13 protein-coding genes are annotated in these 14577 nt (G+C 41.9%); 12 read left to right on the top strand and 1 reads right to left on the bottom strand.

From position 1 onward, the window contains the following. Positions 1 to 5 precede the first annotated feature (5 nt). The 4 genes from HC179_RS04255 (at position 6) to paaX (ending at position 4706) form a co-directional block, all read left to right on the top strand. Complete coding sequence (locus tag HC179_RS04255; RefSeq protein ID WP_168863209.1) at positions 6 to 1523, top strand: aldehyde dehydrogenase family protein; 1518 nt, start codon at positions 6 to 8, stop codon at positions 1521 to 1523. Positions 1524 to 1604: 81 nt separating this feature from the next. Further along, complete coding sequence (locus HC179_RS04250) at positions 1605 to 2450, top strand: 3-hydroxyacyl-CoA dehydrogenase (protein WP_168863208.1); 846 nt, start codon at positions 1605 to 1607, stop codon at positions 2448 to 2450. Positions 2451 to 2471: 21 nt separating this feature from the next. Next, on the top strand, positions 2472 to 3683 hold the full coding sequence (gene pcaF, locus HC179_RS04245) for a 3-oxoadipyl-CoA thiolase (RefSeq protein ID WP_168863207.1): 1212 nt from the start codon (positions 2472 to 2474) through the stop codon (positions 3681 to 3683). 147 nt (positions 3684 to 3830) lie between these two features. Further along, on the top strand, positions 3831 to 4706 hold the full coding sequence (gene paaX, locus HC179_RS04240; RefSeq protein ID WP_168863206.1) for a phenylacetic acid degradation operon negative regulatory protein PaaX: 876 nt from the start codon (positions 3831 to 3833) through the stop codon (positions 4704 to 4706). 704 nt (positions 4707 to 5410) lie between these two features. On the opposite strand, the gene HC179_RS04235 is transcribed toward paaX, so the two are convergent. Continuing rightward, on the bottom strand, positions 5411 to 5926 hold the full coding sequence (locus tag HC179_RS04235) for a gamma carbonic anhydrase family protein (RefSeq protein ID WP_168863205.1): 516 nt from the start codon (positions 5924 to 5926) through the stop codon (positions 5411 to 5413). A gap of 79 nt (positions 5927 to 6005) precedes the next feature. Here HC179_RS04235 and HC179_RS04230 point away from each other — a divergent pair, with 79 nt between their 5' ends. From HC179_RS04230 to HC179_RS04195, 8 genes are all read left to right on the top strand, one after another. Then, entirely contained in the window at positions 6006 to 6953 is a 948-nt protein-coding gene (locus HC179_RS04230) for an NAD(P)H-dependent flavin oxidoreductase (protein ID WP_168863204.1), read from the top strand. A 266-nt stretch (positions 6954 to 7219) separates the two neighbouring features. Continuing rightward, positions 7220 to 8218 (top strand): ABC transporter substrate-binding protein, encoded by a 999-nt coding sequence (locus HC179_RS04225; RefSeq protein WP_168863203.1) that lies wholly within the window; start codon positions 7220 to 7222, stop codon positions 8216 to 8218. 33 nt (positions 8219 to 8251) lie between these two features. Beyond that, positions 8252 to 9274, top strand: coding sequence for an ABC transporter permease (locus HC179_RS04220; protein ID WP_168863202.1), 1023 nt, complete (start codon positions 8252 to 8254; stop codon positions 9272 to 9274). Continuing rightward, positions 9252 to 10046 carry an ATP-binding cassette domain-containing protein gene (locus HC179_RS04215; RefSeq protein ID WP_168863201.1) on the top strand — a complete coding sequence of 265 codons (795 nt, stop codon included), beginning with the start codon at positions 9252 to 9254 and terminating at the stop codon, positions 10044 to 10046. The genes HC179_RS04220 and HC179_RS04215 overlap by 23 nt, the downstream gene beginning before the upstream one ends. An 898-nt stretch (positions 10047 to 10944) precedes the next feature. Beyond that, on the top strand, positions 10945 to 11328 hold the full coding sequence (locus HC179_RS04210; protein WP_168863200.1) for a thioesterase family protein: 384 nt from the start codon (positions 10945 to 10947) through the stop codon (positions 11326 to 11328). A gap of 36 nt (positions 11329 to 11364) precedes the next feature. Beyond that, positions 11365 to 12501 carry a Leu/Phe/Val dehydrogenase gene (locus HC179_RS04205; protein WP_205825220.1) on the top strand — a complete coding sequence of 379 codons (1137 nt, stop codon included), beginning with the start codon at positions 11365 to 11367 and terminating at the stop codon, positions 12499 to 12501. Positions 12502 to 12517: 16 nt separating this feature from the next. Continuing rightward, positions 12518 to 13582 carry a pyruvate dehydrogenase (acetyl-transferring) E1 component subunit alpha gene (gene pdhA / locus HC179_RS04200; protein WP_168863199.1) on the top strand — a complete coding sequence of 355 codons (1065 nt, stop codon included), beginning with the start codon at positions 12518 to 12520 and terminating at the stop codon, positions 13580 to 13582. A gap of 32 nt (positions 13583 to 13614) precedes the next feature. Next, complete coding sequence (locus HC179_RS04195) at positions 13615 to 14577, top strand: alpha-ketoacid dehydrogenase subunit beta (RefSeq protein WP_205825219.1); 963 nt, start codon at positions 13615 to 13617, stop codon at positions 14575 to 14577.

Below are 14577 nucleotides of genomic sequence, written 5' to 3'. Positions count from 1 at the left end.
AGAGTATGTCTACAGTTAAAGAGCAAAAGATGGAACAACTTGATATGAAACGAGACACTTATCAACTTATTATCGCAGGTCAACGAATGGACAGTTCCACAGGAGAAACGTTTACTACTTACAATCCTGCAACAGGAGAAGCAGTTGCAACAATCGCGAAAGCTTCTAAAGAGGATGCAGAAAAAGCTGTCCAAGCCGCGCGTCAAGCATTTGATAAAGGAAAGTGGAAGCTGTTTCCTTTAAACAAACGTGCAAGAACATTAAATAATATTGCCTCTATCATGCGTTCCCGTTTCAACGAGCTGGTAGAGTTAGAGATTTTGGATACTGGTAAGTCTCTTGCAGCTGCACAAGGGCAAGTGATGCAAGCAATCGAAGACTTTGAATTTTATGCAGGCGCAATCGTTGGTCACCGTGGATCAGTGAATAATGTTCCTGGACAATTCCATAACTTCACAGAAAAAGAACCGGTAGGTGTTTGTGCACAAATCATCCCATGGAACTATCCATTAATGATGGCAGCATGGAAGATTGCCCCGGCAATAGCGGTAGGCTGTTCCGTTGTTGTAAAACCAGCTACATTAACTCCGCTGACTGCCATCGTATTAGGTGAAATATGCGTAGAGGCAGGAGTACCTGAGGGAGTTGTTAATATCATTCCAGGTGCTGGATCAGATGTTGGAAACTACTTGGTTGAGCATCCTCATGTAGACAAAGTAGCATTCACTGGTTCTACTCCAATCGGAAAAGACATCATGGAGAAAGCTTCCCAAACACTTAAACGAGTAACTTTAGAACTTGGCGGTAAGTCTCCTAACCTAGTGTTTGAAGATGCAGACATTGATGCAGCTGTAGACGGATCTTTGTTTGGAATTTTCTATAACACAGGTCAATCTTGTGAGGCACGCTCTCGTCTGTATGTCCACGAAAATATTTATGACGCGTTTATGGAGAAATTCGTAGAAAAAGCGAAAAAGCTTTCCCTTGGCGATCCTTTTGCAAAAGAAACCCATATTGGTGCCATCATCAACCAAGGTCAGTTAGATGTAATCGATGGGTATGTTCAATCAGCAAAAGAAGAAGGAGCTAACATCGTTCTAGGCGGTAAAGTGGCTAAAGTGGAAGACCATGAAAATGGTTTCTGGTATGAGCCAACCATTATCACCGGTGTTACACACGAAATGAAAGTGGTAAAAGAAGAAATTTTCGGACCTGTAGTGGTTGTTATGCCATTTAGTGATGAGAAAGAGGCAGTTAAGCTTGCGAATGACAGCGAATATGGACTTGGTTCAGCTATCTGGACAAAAGATCATGGCCGCGCAACCCGTGTTGCAAAACAAATTCAAGCAGGTATTGTGATGGTCAACTGCCCATTCTCCGCATTCCCAGGAACGCCGTTCGGAGGATACAAGCAATCCGGTTTTGGACGTGAGCTATGCATTGAAACGCTTGATCTTTACACAGAAACGAAGAGCATCATTTCCTATTTTGGAAACCGTCCGCTCAATCCGTTTGGTGTATAAATAGAATATATTTTCATTCTGGAGCAAAGGGGCATGGTCCTCTTTGCTTTTTTTACAGCATGATGAAGGAGGAGAGTCTACATGGAAAAAGTAGTGGTCATCGGTTCAGGAGTTATGGGGCGTGGAATTGCATATGTAAGCGCGCTAGGCGGGTACCAAACAACGTTGATCGATGTAAAAGAAGAACAACTTGCAGGAGCTAGAAAAGAAATCGAGGTCATCATCTCTAAAGGGTTGGAAAAAGGGAAATTAACAGAGCAAGCAGCAGGGGAATTAAGAGATGGTCTATTTTATTCTACTGAACTTGAGGAAGCCGTGAAGGAAGCCAGTCTTATTATAGAAGCAGTACCCGAAAACATGGAAATCAAAAAATCCGTTTATGAAAAAATAGACAAGGTAGCTCCTGCACATTGTTATTTTGCTTCCAATACCTCTACGATGAGTCCAACTGAAATAGGTAGTTTCACATCGCGACCAGAAAAAGTAATCGCGATGCACTTTTTCAACCCCGTACATAAAATGAAACTGGTAGAAATTGTCCGTGGTTTGGAAACAAGCGATGAAACGGCAGAATTTATTCGTGCTACAGCAGAAAAAATGGGGAAAGAAACGGTTGTTGTAAATGAGTTTCCTGGCTTTGTGACAAGCAGAATCAGTGCCCTTGTCGGGAATGAAGCCTTTTATATGTTGCAAGAAGGGGTAGGAACACCAGAAGAGATTGATAAAGCAATCAAACTTGGACTCAATTATCCGATGGGTCCATTCGAACTTGGAGACCTGGTAGGATTGGATACACGCCTGAATAACCTGAAATATCTTCATGAAAAGTTAGGCGAAAAGTATCGCCCGGCGCCTCTACTGGAAAAGTATGTGAAAGCCGGAAGATTGGGCAGGAAAAGTGGAAAAGGAGTTTATGAGTACCAATAAACAACGAGAGGGGCGTAGAAAATGAAGGAAGTTGTAATAGTAGATGCTTGCAGAACACCGATTGGAAGGTATAAAGGCGCTTTAAAGGCTGTCCGACCGGATGACCTTGGGGCGATTGTAATTAAAGCACTTGTAGAAAGAAACCCGAATGTGCCGGTCAATGAAATAGAAGAAGTCGTGTTCGGCAATGCCAATCAAGCGGGAGAAGATAACCGCAATGTCGCAAGGATGAGTGCTCTATTGGCTGGTCTTCCGGTAGAAGTGGCCGGCACCACGATTAACCGTTTATGCGGATCGGGTCTTGATGCGGTAAATTATGCGGCACGTGCCATTATGGTAGGAGAAGGAGACATTTTCATCGCCGGAGGGACCGAGAGCATGACAAGGGCACCTTTTGTCATGGCAAAGCCAGAAATGGACTACCCCCGTGGTAATATGGAACTCATGGATACCACTATCGGCTGGAGATTTACAAACAGAAAGCTTGAAAAGATGTACGGAGTGGACACGATGCCGCAAACGGCAGAAAACGTGGCAAAAGAATTCTCCGTTTCCCGTGAGGATCAAGACGCATTTGCCTATGAAAGCCAGCAAAAAGCCAAAGTAGCAATGGAATCCGACCGTTTCAAAGAAGAGATGGTACCAGTCACGATTGTGGATAGAAAAGGTAAAGAAACAATTGTTGAGTGCGATGAGCATCCTCGTCCTGAGACAACTTTGGAGAAACTGAGCAACTTGAAACCTATTTTTGGCGAAGGTACGACAATCACTGCCGGCAATGCGTCCGGTGTGAATGACGGCGCATCGGCACTGCTTTTGATGAGTGCAGAAAAAGCGAAAGAGCTTGGCTTAAAGCCGTTAGCGAGGTATGTCACGTCGGCCGCTGCAGGTCTTACACCATCCATTATGGGAATCGGACCGATTTATGCTACCAGAAAAGCTCTTGGGCGGGCAGGATTGTCTGTCGAAGATATGGACCTCATTGAGTTAAATGAAGCATTTGCATCCCAATCGCTGGAATGTATGCGCCAACTGGAATTAGACCCTAGCAGAGTCAATGTTAACGGGGGGGCAATTGCGTTTGGCCATCCTCTTGGTGCCAGCGGGGCAAGGATTCTAACTACGCTTGTGCATGAAATGAACAAACGGGGTGTGCGATACGGTCTTGCAACGATGTGTGTAGGGGTTGGTCAGGGAATTGCGACGATAATTGAGAGACCACAAGAATCGTAGGGCATAACGCTCTATGGTTCTTTGAGGTGCATTTAGATGTGTGGGTGCGTTTTCCATTTCCATCTTTTCTATAACGCGTTACTCTGTTAAAATAAAATTACTGTAATATAGCGATTTATCTTATGTGGTAGAAAGAGGATGCAGGAAATGAATACAAGATCAATGATTTTTACTTTATATGGTGACTATGTTAGACATTATGGGAATAAAATTTGGATTGGAAGCTTAATCAAATTATTAAATGAATTTGGTCATAATGATCAAGCGGTACGTGCAGCGATATCGCGTATGAATAAACAGGGATGGGTCCAAGCGGAGAAAAAGGGAAACAAAAGTTATTATTTTTTAACAGAACGCGGCGTAAAAAGAATTGACGAAGCGGCGAAACGTATTTTTAAGCTGAAGACGGATAGCTGGGATGGGAAATGGCGAATGCTCATGTATACTATACCAGAAGAAATTAGAAGTGTTCGGGACGAGCTACGTAAAGAGTTAGTCTGGAGTGGATTTGGGACATTATCCAACAGCTGCTGGATTTCGCCCAACTCATTAGAAAAACAGGTACACGACCTTATTGCAAAATACGAAATAGAAGAGTATGTAGACTTTTTCATTTCTGAATATCATGGGCCATATGAAAATGAACGACTTGTCATGAAAAGCTGGGATCTTAATGAGATTAATGGCAGATATCAACAATTTATTCAAGAATACAGCCAGAAATACATTATCGATAAGAATAAGATAGGGAAAGGCCAGATGACAGACGCAGAATGTTTCGTGGAGCGTACCAAGCTTGTACATGAATACAGAAAGTTTTTGTTCGTTGATCCGGGACTGCCAGAAGAGCTGTTACCAGATATGTGGCTAGGCAGTCATGCCGCATCTTTATTTAGTGAGTATTATAAAGAATTGGCAGAGCCTGCTTCCCGCTTTTTTGAAGAAGTCTTTGAGGATGGAAATGAGCTGGAATTGAAGGATAAGAAGTATGATGTGATGAATCATCCTTATATTATGGAGTGATGGAGCATTTCCACTTTAGAGGGTGGAAGTGCTTTGTTTTCGTTTAGTTTGAGTTTACATAACATTATTATGATACATATAGGCTGTGTCGATTTTTGTTGGAAGGTATAAGGTGGGCCGAAAAGTGTAGAAGGTTCTTAATAAAGTGTAAAAGTTTCATATATTAAAGTAGAAGATCATCATAAAATTGTAGAAGCTAGTCAACTAAATCCAAAAAGACAGTATCAATAAAATAATTTCATCAAATATCAATCAAATCAAAAAGCATAATGAAGACCTCTCTACTCATTTTTTTCATCACTGAGGTCCTCATGGACGTCCATGCATGATTTTCTCGTCACCGAGGTCCTCATCACGCTCATGAGGACTTCTCTACTCCTATTTTCTCGTCACCGAGATCCTCATCACGCTCATGAGTACCTCTCTACTCCTATTTTCTTGACATCGAGATCCTCATCACGCTCATGAGTACCTCTCTACTCCTATTTTCTCGACACTGAGGTCCTCATCACGCCCATGAGAACCTCTCAACTCCTATTTTCTCGTCACCGAGGTCCTCATCACGCCCATGAGGACCTCTCTGCTCCTATTTTCTCGTCACTGAAGTCTTCAACACGACGATCAAAAATTACCCAAATGATTTTTCCACAAACAAAAAAACCGAGCAATCTACCTAGCCCGGTTCCGCACGCAACTTACGTCTATTAATCTCCTAATTCCTTCTGATAATCTTTCCCTTTTTGCACATATGTATCAATGGATAGCTGAATTAGCTCCAAATCCCTGTCAGTTAATTCACGAATAACCTTACCGGGGGACCCAACAACCAATGAACGTGGTGGAATCTTTTTACCGGAAGGAATCAAAGTATTGGCACCAATGATACTTTCTTCACCAATATCAGCACCATCCAAAATCGTAGAACCCATGCCTACAATGCATCGTTTTCTAATTGTACAGCCATGAAGAATGGCAGTGTGACCTACTGTTACCTCATCCTCCACCACTAATGGGAATCCTTCGTATAAATGCCCAGTTACATTATCCTGGATGCTGCATCTTTTCCCAATTGTTATTGGTCCTTCATCACCCCGAAGAACCGCGTTAAACCAAACTGTCGATTCTTCCCCAATCGTTACGTCACCAATAATCCGTGCGCCAGGTGCTACAAATACTGAATCATGAAGTTGAGGTTTCTTCCCGCCAAAAGGATAAATCATTCATCATTCACTCCCTAATTATTATTGTCTAAATATTAAAATTAGTATAACATTATTTTTACGAGGGGTGAATTAATTGATGAATAAACTACAAGAAATTCTCAATATAAACTTTCCGATCATTCAAGGTGGAATGGGAAACATCAGTAATGCGCCATTAACTGCCGCAGTCTCCAACGCAGGAGGTCTTGGTACAATAGGGGCAGGAACGATGAAGCCCGAAGAAGTGGATGAAATCATCAAACAAACGAAAAAACTTACCGATAAACCATTTGCAGTGAATGTCGCATTGTCTGTTTCTCCTTACACAAAAGAGGTTCTGAAACTGATTATTAAGCACGAGGTACCGGTGGTCTCTCTTTCAGCAGGGAACCCGGCTCCTTACATTCCTAAGCTAAAAGAACATGGCGTAACGGTCATATGTGTGGTTGCTTCACCTAAACAGGCAATGAAAGCAGAAAATGCTGACGCTGATATTATTGTGGCAGAAGGATATGAAGCTGCTGGCATAAATTCAAATCTAGAAACAACCACTATGACCTTGATTCCACAGGTGGTAGAGGCTGTATCCATTCCTGTTGTAGCCGCAGGGGGAATCGGGGATGGAAAAGGGCTTGCTGCAGCTTTGGCCCTTGGTGCCTCTGGAGTACAGATGGGGACAAGACTGATTGCAACAAAAGAAGCACCGTTCCATAATCATTATAAGAACTCCATCCTAGCGGCTGATGATCAGGGCACTGTCGTTGTTGGCAGAACAGTCGGGAGAGTTAGAAGGGTCCTCCGTACTCCATATGCTGAGTTACTTCTAAAAAAAGAGACAGAAGGGATAACGCTTGAAGAGTTTAATTTGCTGACCACGGAAGATCACCATATCAAAGGCGCAGTAGAGGGAGAGCTGGAACAAGGTTTTATCAATGGTGGTCAAATATCAAGTATCATTAAAACCATACCAACTGTTAGTGAACTATTTGAACAGATGGTGACGGAAGCAAGAAAGCAACTTCATAAAGCAGTTGCCAAATTATAATGTCAAGAAACCTCTTATCCATTCAGAGGTTTCTTTTATTAATTTAAAAAAAGAAAAAGGGTTTTAGGGAAAAATGGCGTATTTATTGTAAAATAATAAATTTATTTAAATTTTTCGAATATATTGACACTATTTGTTTATTGGTGTTAATATAACGTTGAAAAAACGAATAACGATTTGCCCATCATAGATATCAGCATATGTAAACGGTTTCAAAAGCTTACATAATTATATGTAGCTTATAAACATATATAAGGGGGATAAGGATGAAAAAGTTTAAGATGAAATCTATTTTGGCAAGCATGGCATGCGCAGCCCTACTAGTCGGCTGTAGCTCCGATTCAACTAGCGGAGATGCAAAGGATCAAGTAGTTGTTGGGGTAACCCAAATTGCTGAACACCCTTCTTTGGATGCAGCATTCGAAGGATTTAAGAAGGCATTAGAAGACAATGGCTATAAAGAAGGCGAGAATGTTAAATATGATGTTCAAAATGCCCAAGGAGATCCAAATAATAACAAGCCTATTGCAGACAAATTTGTTGCAGATGAAGTGGATATGATTTTTGCTAACTCCACTCCAAGTGCGCAAAGTGCTTTACAGGCGACAAAAGATATTCCAATCATTTTTACATCTGTAACTGATCCTGTTGGTGCCCAGTTGGTAGAGTCCTTCGAAAAACCAGGGGATAACATTACAGGTACTTCAGATACACATCCTGATGCTATTGCCACTACTATCAATTTCATGGTAGACGAGCTTGGTGCGAAAAATATTGGTGTTATCTATAATACCGGGGAGCAAAACTCTGTTGTTCAGGTCGAAACAGTAAAAAGTCTTGTTGAGGAAAAAGGCGGAACTCTAGTAGAAGCTTCTGTTTCTACATCTGCAGAAGTTCAGCAGGCTGCTGAATCTTTAATTGGAAGAGTAGATGCTATCTATATGCCAACAGACAACACGGTTGTTTCAGCTATTCAATCACTTATTACAGTTGCAACGAATGAAAAGATTCCTTTGTTTGCAGGAGATCTTGATTCGATGGAAGCAGGAGCAGTGGCAGCAAGTGGATTTAACTATTATGACTTAGGTTATGAGACAGGCTTAATGGCTGTTCAAGTTCTTAAAGGGGAAAAAGATCCTTCTGAAATTCCAGTATCTTACCCTCAAAGCTTGAAATTAACTATTAACACAGACGCTGCAGAAGCTCAAGGCTTGGAAGTGAAAGATGCTTGGACTGAATTTGCAGAGTTCTACGATAAAAAATAAGAACTTTTAAGACAACAAGGAGATGATTCTGACATGATAACAGCAATTTTTGGTTCAGTCGAATTGGGAATCATCTACGCAATCATGGCCCTAGGGGTATATCTTTCCTTTAGGGTCCTTGATTTTCCCGATTTGACGGTAGATGGTAGCTTTGTAACTGGCGCTGCAGTTGCTGCAACAATGATTGTCAGCGGATATAGTCCTATCACAGCTACAGTTGTGGCAATGATTGCAGGATTTATCGCAGGCTGCATTACCGGTTCCTTACATACGTTTGGTAAAATCAATCCACTTTTATCTGGTATTTTAATGATGATTGCTCTTTATTCTATCAATTTGCGAATAATGGGAAGGTCCAATGTACCATTATTGAATAGTGATACTTTTTTCACCAACATCCGTTCCTGGTGGGGGAATACCGGAATAGATGAATTCTTAAATAATCTATTCTCCACTATCGGACTAGGAGCTTTTGTTCCTAGAACATGGGGAATCATCTTCATTATGTTGATTGTCACGTTCGCGATAAAAATCTTAACAGATTTGTTTTTAAAAACAGAAATAGGCTTGGCTATCAGAGCGACTGGTGATAATAAGCGGATGATTCGAAGCCTTTCTGCCAATACAAGTGGACTTGTTATTCTTGGTCTTGGGATTTCAAATGCTATGGTTGCCTTTTCTGGTGCACTGATTGCCCAGCATGGCGGGTATGCAGATGTCGGAATGGGGATTGGGATGATTATCATCGGCTTGGCATCTGTTATTATCGGAGAAGCAATTTTCGGTACTAGAACGATTGCATGGACGACTTTTGCCGTTATCGGTGGCGCCATCATTTATCGTATTGTCGTGACGCTTGCATTAAGGGTGGAGTTCTTAGAAACAGGTGACTTGAAAGCCATAACGGCAACGATTGTTATTTTGGCGCTTATCACCCCTAAATTCATTGAGAGTTATAAAGATAGAAAGCGGAAGAAACAGAAGCTGTTAAAGCTAGAAACTCTTCATTCTGCCAATGAAAAGGGGGATCAACGTGCTACACTTAACACAGATTAACAAAATTTTTAATGAAGGAACTCAAGATGAAAAAAATGCGCTTGATACCATCAACCTTTCCTTGAAACAAGGGGACTTTGTTACCATCATCGGTAGTAACGGTGCCGGTAAGTCAACGCTAATGAATATGATTTCTGGTGTGCTAACGCCTGATACCGGAAAAGTAGAGATTGATGGGCGTGATGTCACTTTTATGGCAGAACATAAAAGGGCAAAATATATAGGAAGGGTGTTCCAAGACCCAATGGCAGGAACGGCTCCTACGATGACGATTGAAGAGAATTTAGCAATGGCATTTTCGCGGAATAAAAATCGCACATTAAAAATGGGCGTGACCAAAAAGAGAAAAGCATATTTTAAAGAGGTGCTGGAAACGTTGCACCTTGGTTTGGAAAATAGATTGAGCGCAAAAGTTGGATTGCTTTCAGGTGGGGAAAGGCAAGCATTGTCACTTTTAATGGCAACGTTCACAGAACCTGACATACTGCTTTTAGATGAGCATACGGCGGCTCTTGATCCATCCCGTGCAGAGTTGATCACCAATATCACAAAAGAAATTGTTGCAGATAAAGGGTTGACGACATTGATGGTAACCCACAACATGCAGCAGGCCTTAGATCTTGGGAACCGTTTAATTATGATGGATAAGGGGCAAATCATTCTGGAAGTAGGAGAGGAAGAAAAGAAATCTCTTACCATTGAACGATTGTTAACTGAATTCCAGCGAATACGCGGCCAAGCAATGACCAACGACAGAGCATTGTTAAGTTGAATATGTGAAGGGGGGAGATGGCTTGTGCATCTTCCTCTTTTTATTGTTTGAGGGAATGCTGTTATGAAGACTTCAGTGACGAGGAAAAAGGAGAAGAGATGTCTTCATTGCCTGTATGAAGACATCAGTGACGAGAAAAAAGGAGGAGAGATGTCTTCATCGCCGTAATGAAGACTTCAGTGAGAAGGAAAAAGGAGAAGAGAGGTCCTCATCACCGTTATGAAGACTTCAGTGACGAGGAATCAGGAGAAGAGAGGTCCTCATCACCGTTATGAAGACATCAGTGACGAGAAATCAGGAAAAGAGAAGTCCTCATCACCGTAATAAAGACCTCAGTGACTAGAAATCAGGAGAAGAGAGGTCCTCATCGACGTTATGAAGACGTCAGTGACGAGAAATCAGGAGAAGAGAGGTCCTCATCGCCAATATGAAGCCCTTGGTTACAAGGGATTTTATTGAAATAGTCACAGATGAGCGCAAAGGGAAGATCCGGCCAAGTCCAATATTAGAAAGCTATGCGAAAGCGAGAAAACGTCTCAAGAGATTAAAATTTCGTGTAACAACCTATATAAAACGGTTGATTTTCGTTCTAGGCGCTTCGCTTGCCTGCGGGCGGCCCTGTAAGCCTACGAACTCCGTTGCGGGGTCTTACCTGTCCCTTCCTCCCGCGGAAAGCGAAGCCATTTGGGGAAAGGAACAGCGGTGAAAAAAAATCAACTAAAATTTATAGGTTTTATAAAACCTAGAGCATTTTGCTCGGTCTTTATTTTTTGTTTTCAAAGATAGACTTAGCCATTTATGATTGACTATTTATAAAATTTCTACAATTTATTGACTGTTCATTTAACGAAATGTTATTATAGCGTTGAATAAACGTTATACGTTTTGGGGTGAACACATGAAGCCGGAACTTACCTTAGGTACGAAACATTCTATTCAAATCACCGTTTCCAACAAAATGTTTGCCCAGTTTGAAGGGGAACTAGTGCATCCCGTATATTCCACAGCAACGATGGTCTATCACATGGAGTGGGTTTCACGCCAAATAATTTTAAAGGTTTTGGAAGAGACGGAAGAAGGAATGGGTGCAGAAGTTAAAGTGAAGCATTTGGCACCTGCAACAGAAGGTACAATCTTGACGTTAGAAGGAACGGTAGTGGGTCTTAAGAAGAACTTCATCATCACAAAAGTCCTAATATTTTCTGATGATCGTGTTGTTGGTGAAGGTGAAGTTACGCAAGTAATATTACCAAAAAGTAAAATTAAAAAAATGATAGACTAAAAGAATAATGGAAAAAGGGTGGTTGCTTTGACAAATATGAAAACGCTTACTTCTGAAGTTGGAGGAATGGAAATGTTTGATAAAATTCAACAACACCAACAGGTAGTATTTTGTAACGATCCAGATACAGGACTTAAAGCCATTATTGCCATACATAACACAACTCTAGGACCTGCTTTGGGCGGATGCCGTATGCAACCATATCAATCAGTAGATGCCGCACTGTATGATGTTCTTCGTCTGTCAAAAGGGATGACCTATAAATGCGCAGCAGCTGACGTTGACTTTGGTGGGGGGAAAGCGGTCATCATTGGTGACCCTAATAAAGATAAAACTCCTGAGTTATTTAGAGCTTTTGGTCAGTTTGTAGAGTCGTTAAATGGGCGCTTTTATACCGGTACTGATATGGGCACTTCTCCTGAGGATTTTGTTCATGCATTAAAAGAAACAAATTGTATTGTTGGTGTTGATGAGGTGTATGGCGGTAGTGGGGATTCTTCCGTTCCAACAGCTCAAGGGGTTATTTACGGAATCGAAGCAACAAACCTTACACTATGGGGTTCCAAAAACCTTTACGGAAAAAGTTATGCCATCCAAGGACTTGGGAAGGTCGGGGCAAAAGTGGCAGAGCAGTTGATGAATGCCGGCGCTGACATTTATGTTTCTGATATTAATGAAATCGCCATAAACCAACTGGTGTCCAAAGCAAAAGAAATTGGAGCAGGAATCAAAGTGGTTGGCGGAGATGAAATTTACTCAGTTGAGGCGGATGTGTTTGTACCGTGCGCATTGGGTGGAATCATCAATGATCAGACTATAGAACAGTTGAAGGTAAAAGCGGTAGTAGGTTCTGCCAATAACCAGCTGATTGAAAATCATCACTGTGCGATGCTGCAAGAAAAAGGGATTCTTTATGCTCCAGATTACATCGTCAATGCCGGTGGACTGATTCAAGTGGCAGATGAACTATATGAACCAAACAAAGAACGTGTTCTTCGCAAAACCATGGCTATCTACAATTCTTTAATGGATGTATATAAAGAAGCAGAGAAAATGAATATTACGACAGTGGAAGCGGCAAATAATTTCTGTGAACAGAGATTGGTAGACAGAAGCAGAAGGAACAGCTTCTTTACCCATTCCAAGCGACCAAAATGGTCAGTACGAGTTTAATAGAGGGGGAAATAAGTTGAACAATCAATTTCCTATCATTCAGATTATCGATAATCAGGGCAATTTCCTTGATAAAACGTACGAAGAAAGAATCACCGAAGATTTGGCAAAGTCCATGTATAGACATTTACTTAGAATTCGCACCTTTGACAAAAAATGTATCAGTCTTCAACGACAAGGTCGCATCGGTACCTATGCTCCATATGAAGGGCAAGAAGCTTCCCAAGTAGGGAGTGCGATGGCATTGAATGATGAAGACTGGCTATTTCCTTCTTATAGGGACCATGGTGCTACCATGACGTTCGGTCACTCCCTTCGTAATATTCTCCTGTTTTGGAATGGGAGAAATGAAGGGTGTATTCCGGCAAATGGGAAGAAAGTATTTCCACCGGGGATTCCAATAGCAACACAGCTACCACATGCGGTAGGCGCAGCCTATGCAGAGAAAAGAAAAGGAACGAAAAATGCAAGTATAGTTTATTTCGGGGATGGTGCAACATCTGAAGGTGATTTTCATGAAGGGTTAAACTTTGCAAGCGTTCTTAAGGCGCCGGTTGTGTTTTTTAACCAGAACAATCATTTTGCCATTTCTGTGCCCCTATCCAAACAAATGAATACCGAAACAATTGCCCAGAAAGCACTTGCTTATGATATGAGAAGTGTTCGTATTGACGGAAATGATATTTTTTCCGTGTATTTTCACACGTTGGATTCTTTAGAGAAAGCAAGAAACGGCGATGGGCCAACCTTAATCGAAGCGGTAACATGGAGATATGGTGCTCATACGACAGCTGATGACCCTACCAAATATCGGGATCAATCTGAAAGTGAGAAAAGACGCGAGAATGACCCTGTTCTTCGTTTGGAACGCTTTATGAAAAATCAAGGCTGGTATACAGAAGACTGGAAAGAATCAATGTTAGTGGATTTGTCTCAAGAAGTCGATACAGCAATAGAAGAAATGGAGAGTTTTCCAAAGGCAAATCCTGCTGACATGTTCGATTATGTATTTGAACAACCGACTTGGGGAATTGAGCAGCAGAAAAAGGAACTTCTTCAACTGATGAGAGGTGAAGCATAGTGGAAACGGCATTGAAAACGAAAACATTGACTATGGTTCAAGCTATTACGGATGGGTTAGATACCATGCTTCGAGAAAACGAAAATGTACTTCTCATGGGCGAAGACATTGGGGTAAATGGTGGTGTTTTCCGGGCTACAGAAGGCCTACAACAAAAATATGGCGAAGACCGTGTCATGGATACACCTTTAAGTGAAGCTGGTTTCATTGGAGCTGCAATCGGAATGGCGATAAATGGTTTCCGTCCGGTAACAGAGATACAATTTCTTGGATTTATTTATCCTGCCTACGAACAGATAATGACGCATGCATCAAGGATTAGAGCTAGAACGATGGGTCATTACACCGTGCCTATGGTCATCCGTGCACCTTATGGGGCAGGGGTTAGGGCACCAGAAATCCACTCAGATAGTACAGAAGCAATTTTCACCCATATGCCGGGAATCAAAGTGGTTTGTCCATCTAATCCATATGACGCCAAAGGATTATTGATTGCTGCCATCGAGGATCCAGATCCTGTACTATTTTTAGAGCCGATGCGCTGTTATCGATCTGTCAGAGAAGAAGTGCCTGAAGGAAAATATACGGTGGAAATCGGAAAAGGAAAGATCTGCAGGGAAGGCGAGGATGTCACCATTATCGCGTGGGGAGCGATGGTTCCCGTAGCCCTTCAATCTGCGAAGAAACTAGAGTCTGAGGGTGTATGCTGCGAAGTGATCGACCTGAGAAGCCTATACCCCATTGACAAAGATATCATTGCAGATTCTGTACAGAAGACGGGTAGAACGATTATTGTGCACGAAGCGCATGCGGCGACAAGTGTTAGTGGGGACGTTCTTGCCATCATCAATGAAACATCGTTCCTCTATCAAAAGGCGCCGGTGGAGCGAGTAACGGGATATGATGTACCTGTTCCTTATTTCGGATTTGAAGACTACTACCTGCCAACTACTGACAGGGTGGTTGCGGCAGTAAACAAAGTGATGAAGTTTTAG

This window comes from Bacillus sp. RO1 (assembly GCF_012524115.1).
GTDB lineage: Bacteria > Bacillota > Bacilli > Bacillales > Bacillaceae_I > Sutcliffiella_A.
This window is presented reverse-complemented; position numbering and strand designations above follow the sequence as displayed.

Excerpts from the sequence above, each read along its gene's own strand:
- paaX (WP_168863206.1), top strand. The coding sequence starts at position 3,831 with ATGAATACAAGATCAATGATTTTTACTTTATATGGTGACTATGTTAGA.
- HC179_RS04205 (WP_205825220.1), top strand. The coding sequence starts at position 11,365 with ATGAAAACGCTTACTTCTGAAGTTGGAGGAATGGAAATGTTTGATAAA.
- HC179_RS04210 (WP_168863200.1), top strand. The coding sequence starts at position 10,945 with ATGAAGCCGGAACTTACCTTAGGTACGAAACATTCTATTCAAATCACC.
- HC179_RS04225 (WP_168863203.1), top strand. The coding sequence starts at position 7,220 with ATGAAAAAGTTTAAGATGAAATCTATTTTGGCAAGCATGGCATGCGCA.
- pcaF (WP_168863207.1), top strand. The coding sequence starts at position 2,472 with ATGAAGGAAGTTGTAATAGTAGATGCTTGCAGAACACCGATTGGAAGG.
- HC179_RS04230 (WP_168863204.1), top strand. The coding sequence starts at position 6,006 with ATGAATAAACTACAAGAAATTCTCAATATAAACTTTCCGATCATTCAA.
- HC179_RS04220 (WP_168863202.1), top strand. The coding sequence starts at position 8,252 with ATGATAACAGCAATTTTTGGTTCAGTCGAATTGGGAATCATCTACGCA.
- HC179_RS04250 (WP_168863208.1), top strand. The coding sequence starts at position 1,605 with ATGGAAAAAGTAGTGGTCATCGGTTCAGGAGTTATGGGGCGTGGAATT.
- HC179_RS04255 (WP_168863209.1), top strand. The coding sequence starts at position 6 with ATGTCTACAGTTAAAGAGCAAAAGATGGAACAACTTGATATGAAACGA.
- HC179_RS04235 (WP_168863205.1), bottom strand. The coding sequence starts at position 5,926 with ATGATTTATCCTTTTGGCGGGAAGAAACCTCAACTTCATGATTCAGTA.
- HC179_RS04195 (WP_205825219.1), top strand. The coding sequence starts at position 13,615 with ATGGTTCAAGCTATTACGGATGGGTTAGATACCATGCTTCGAGAAAAC.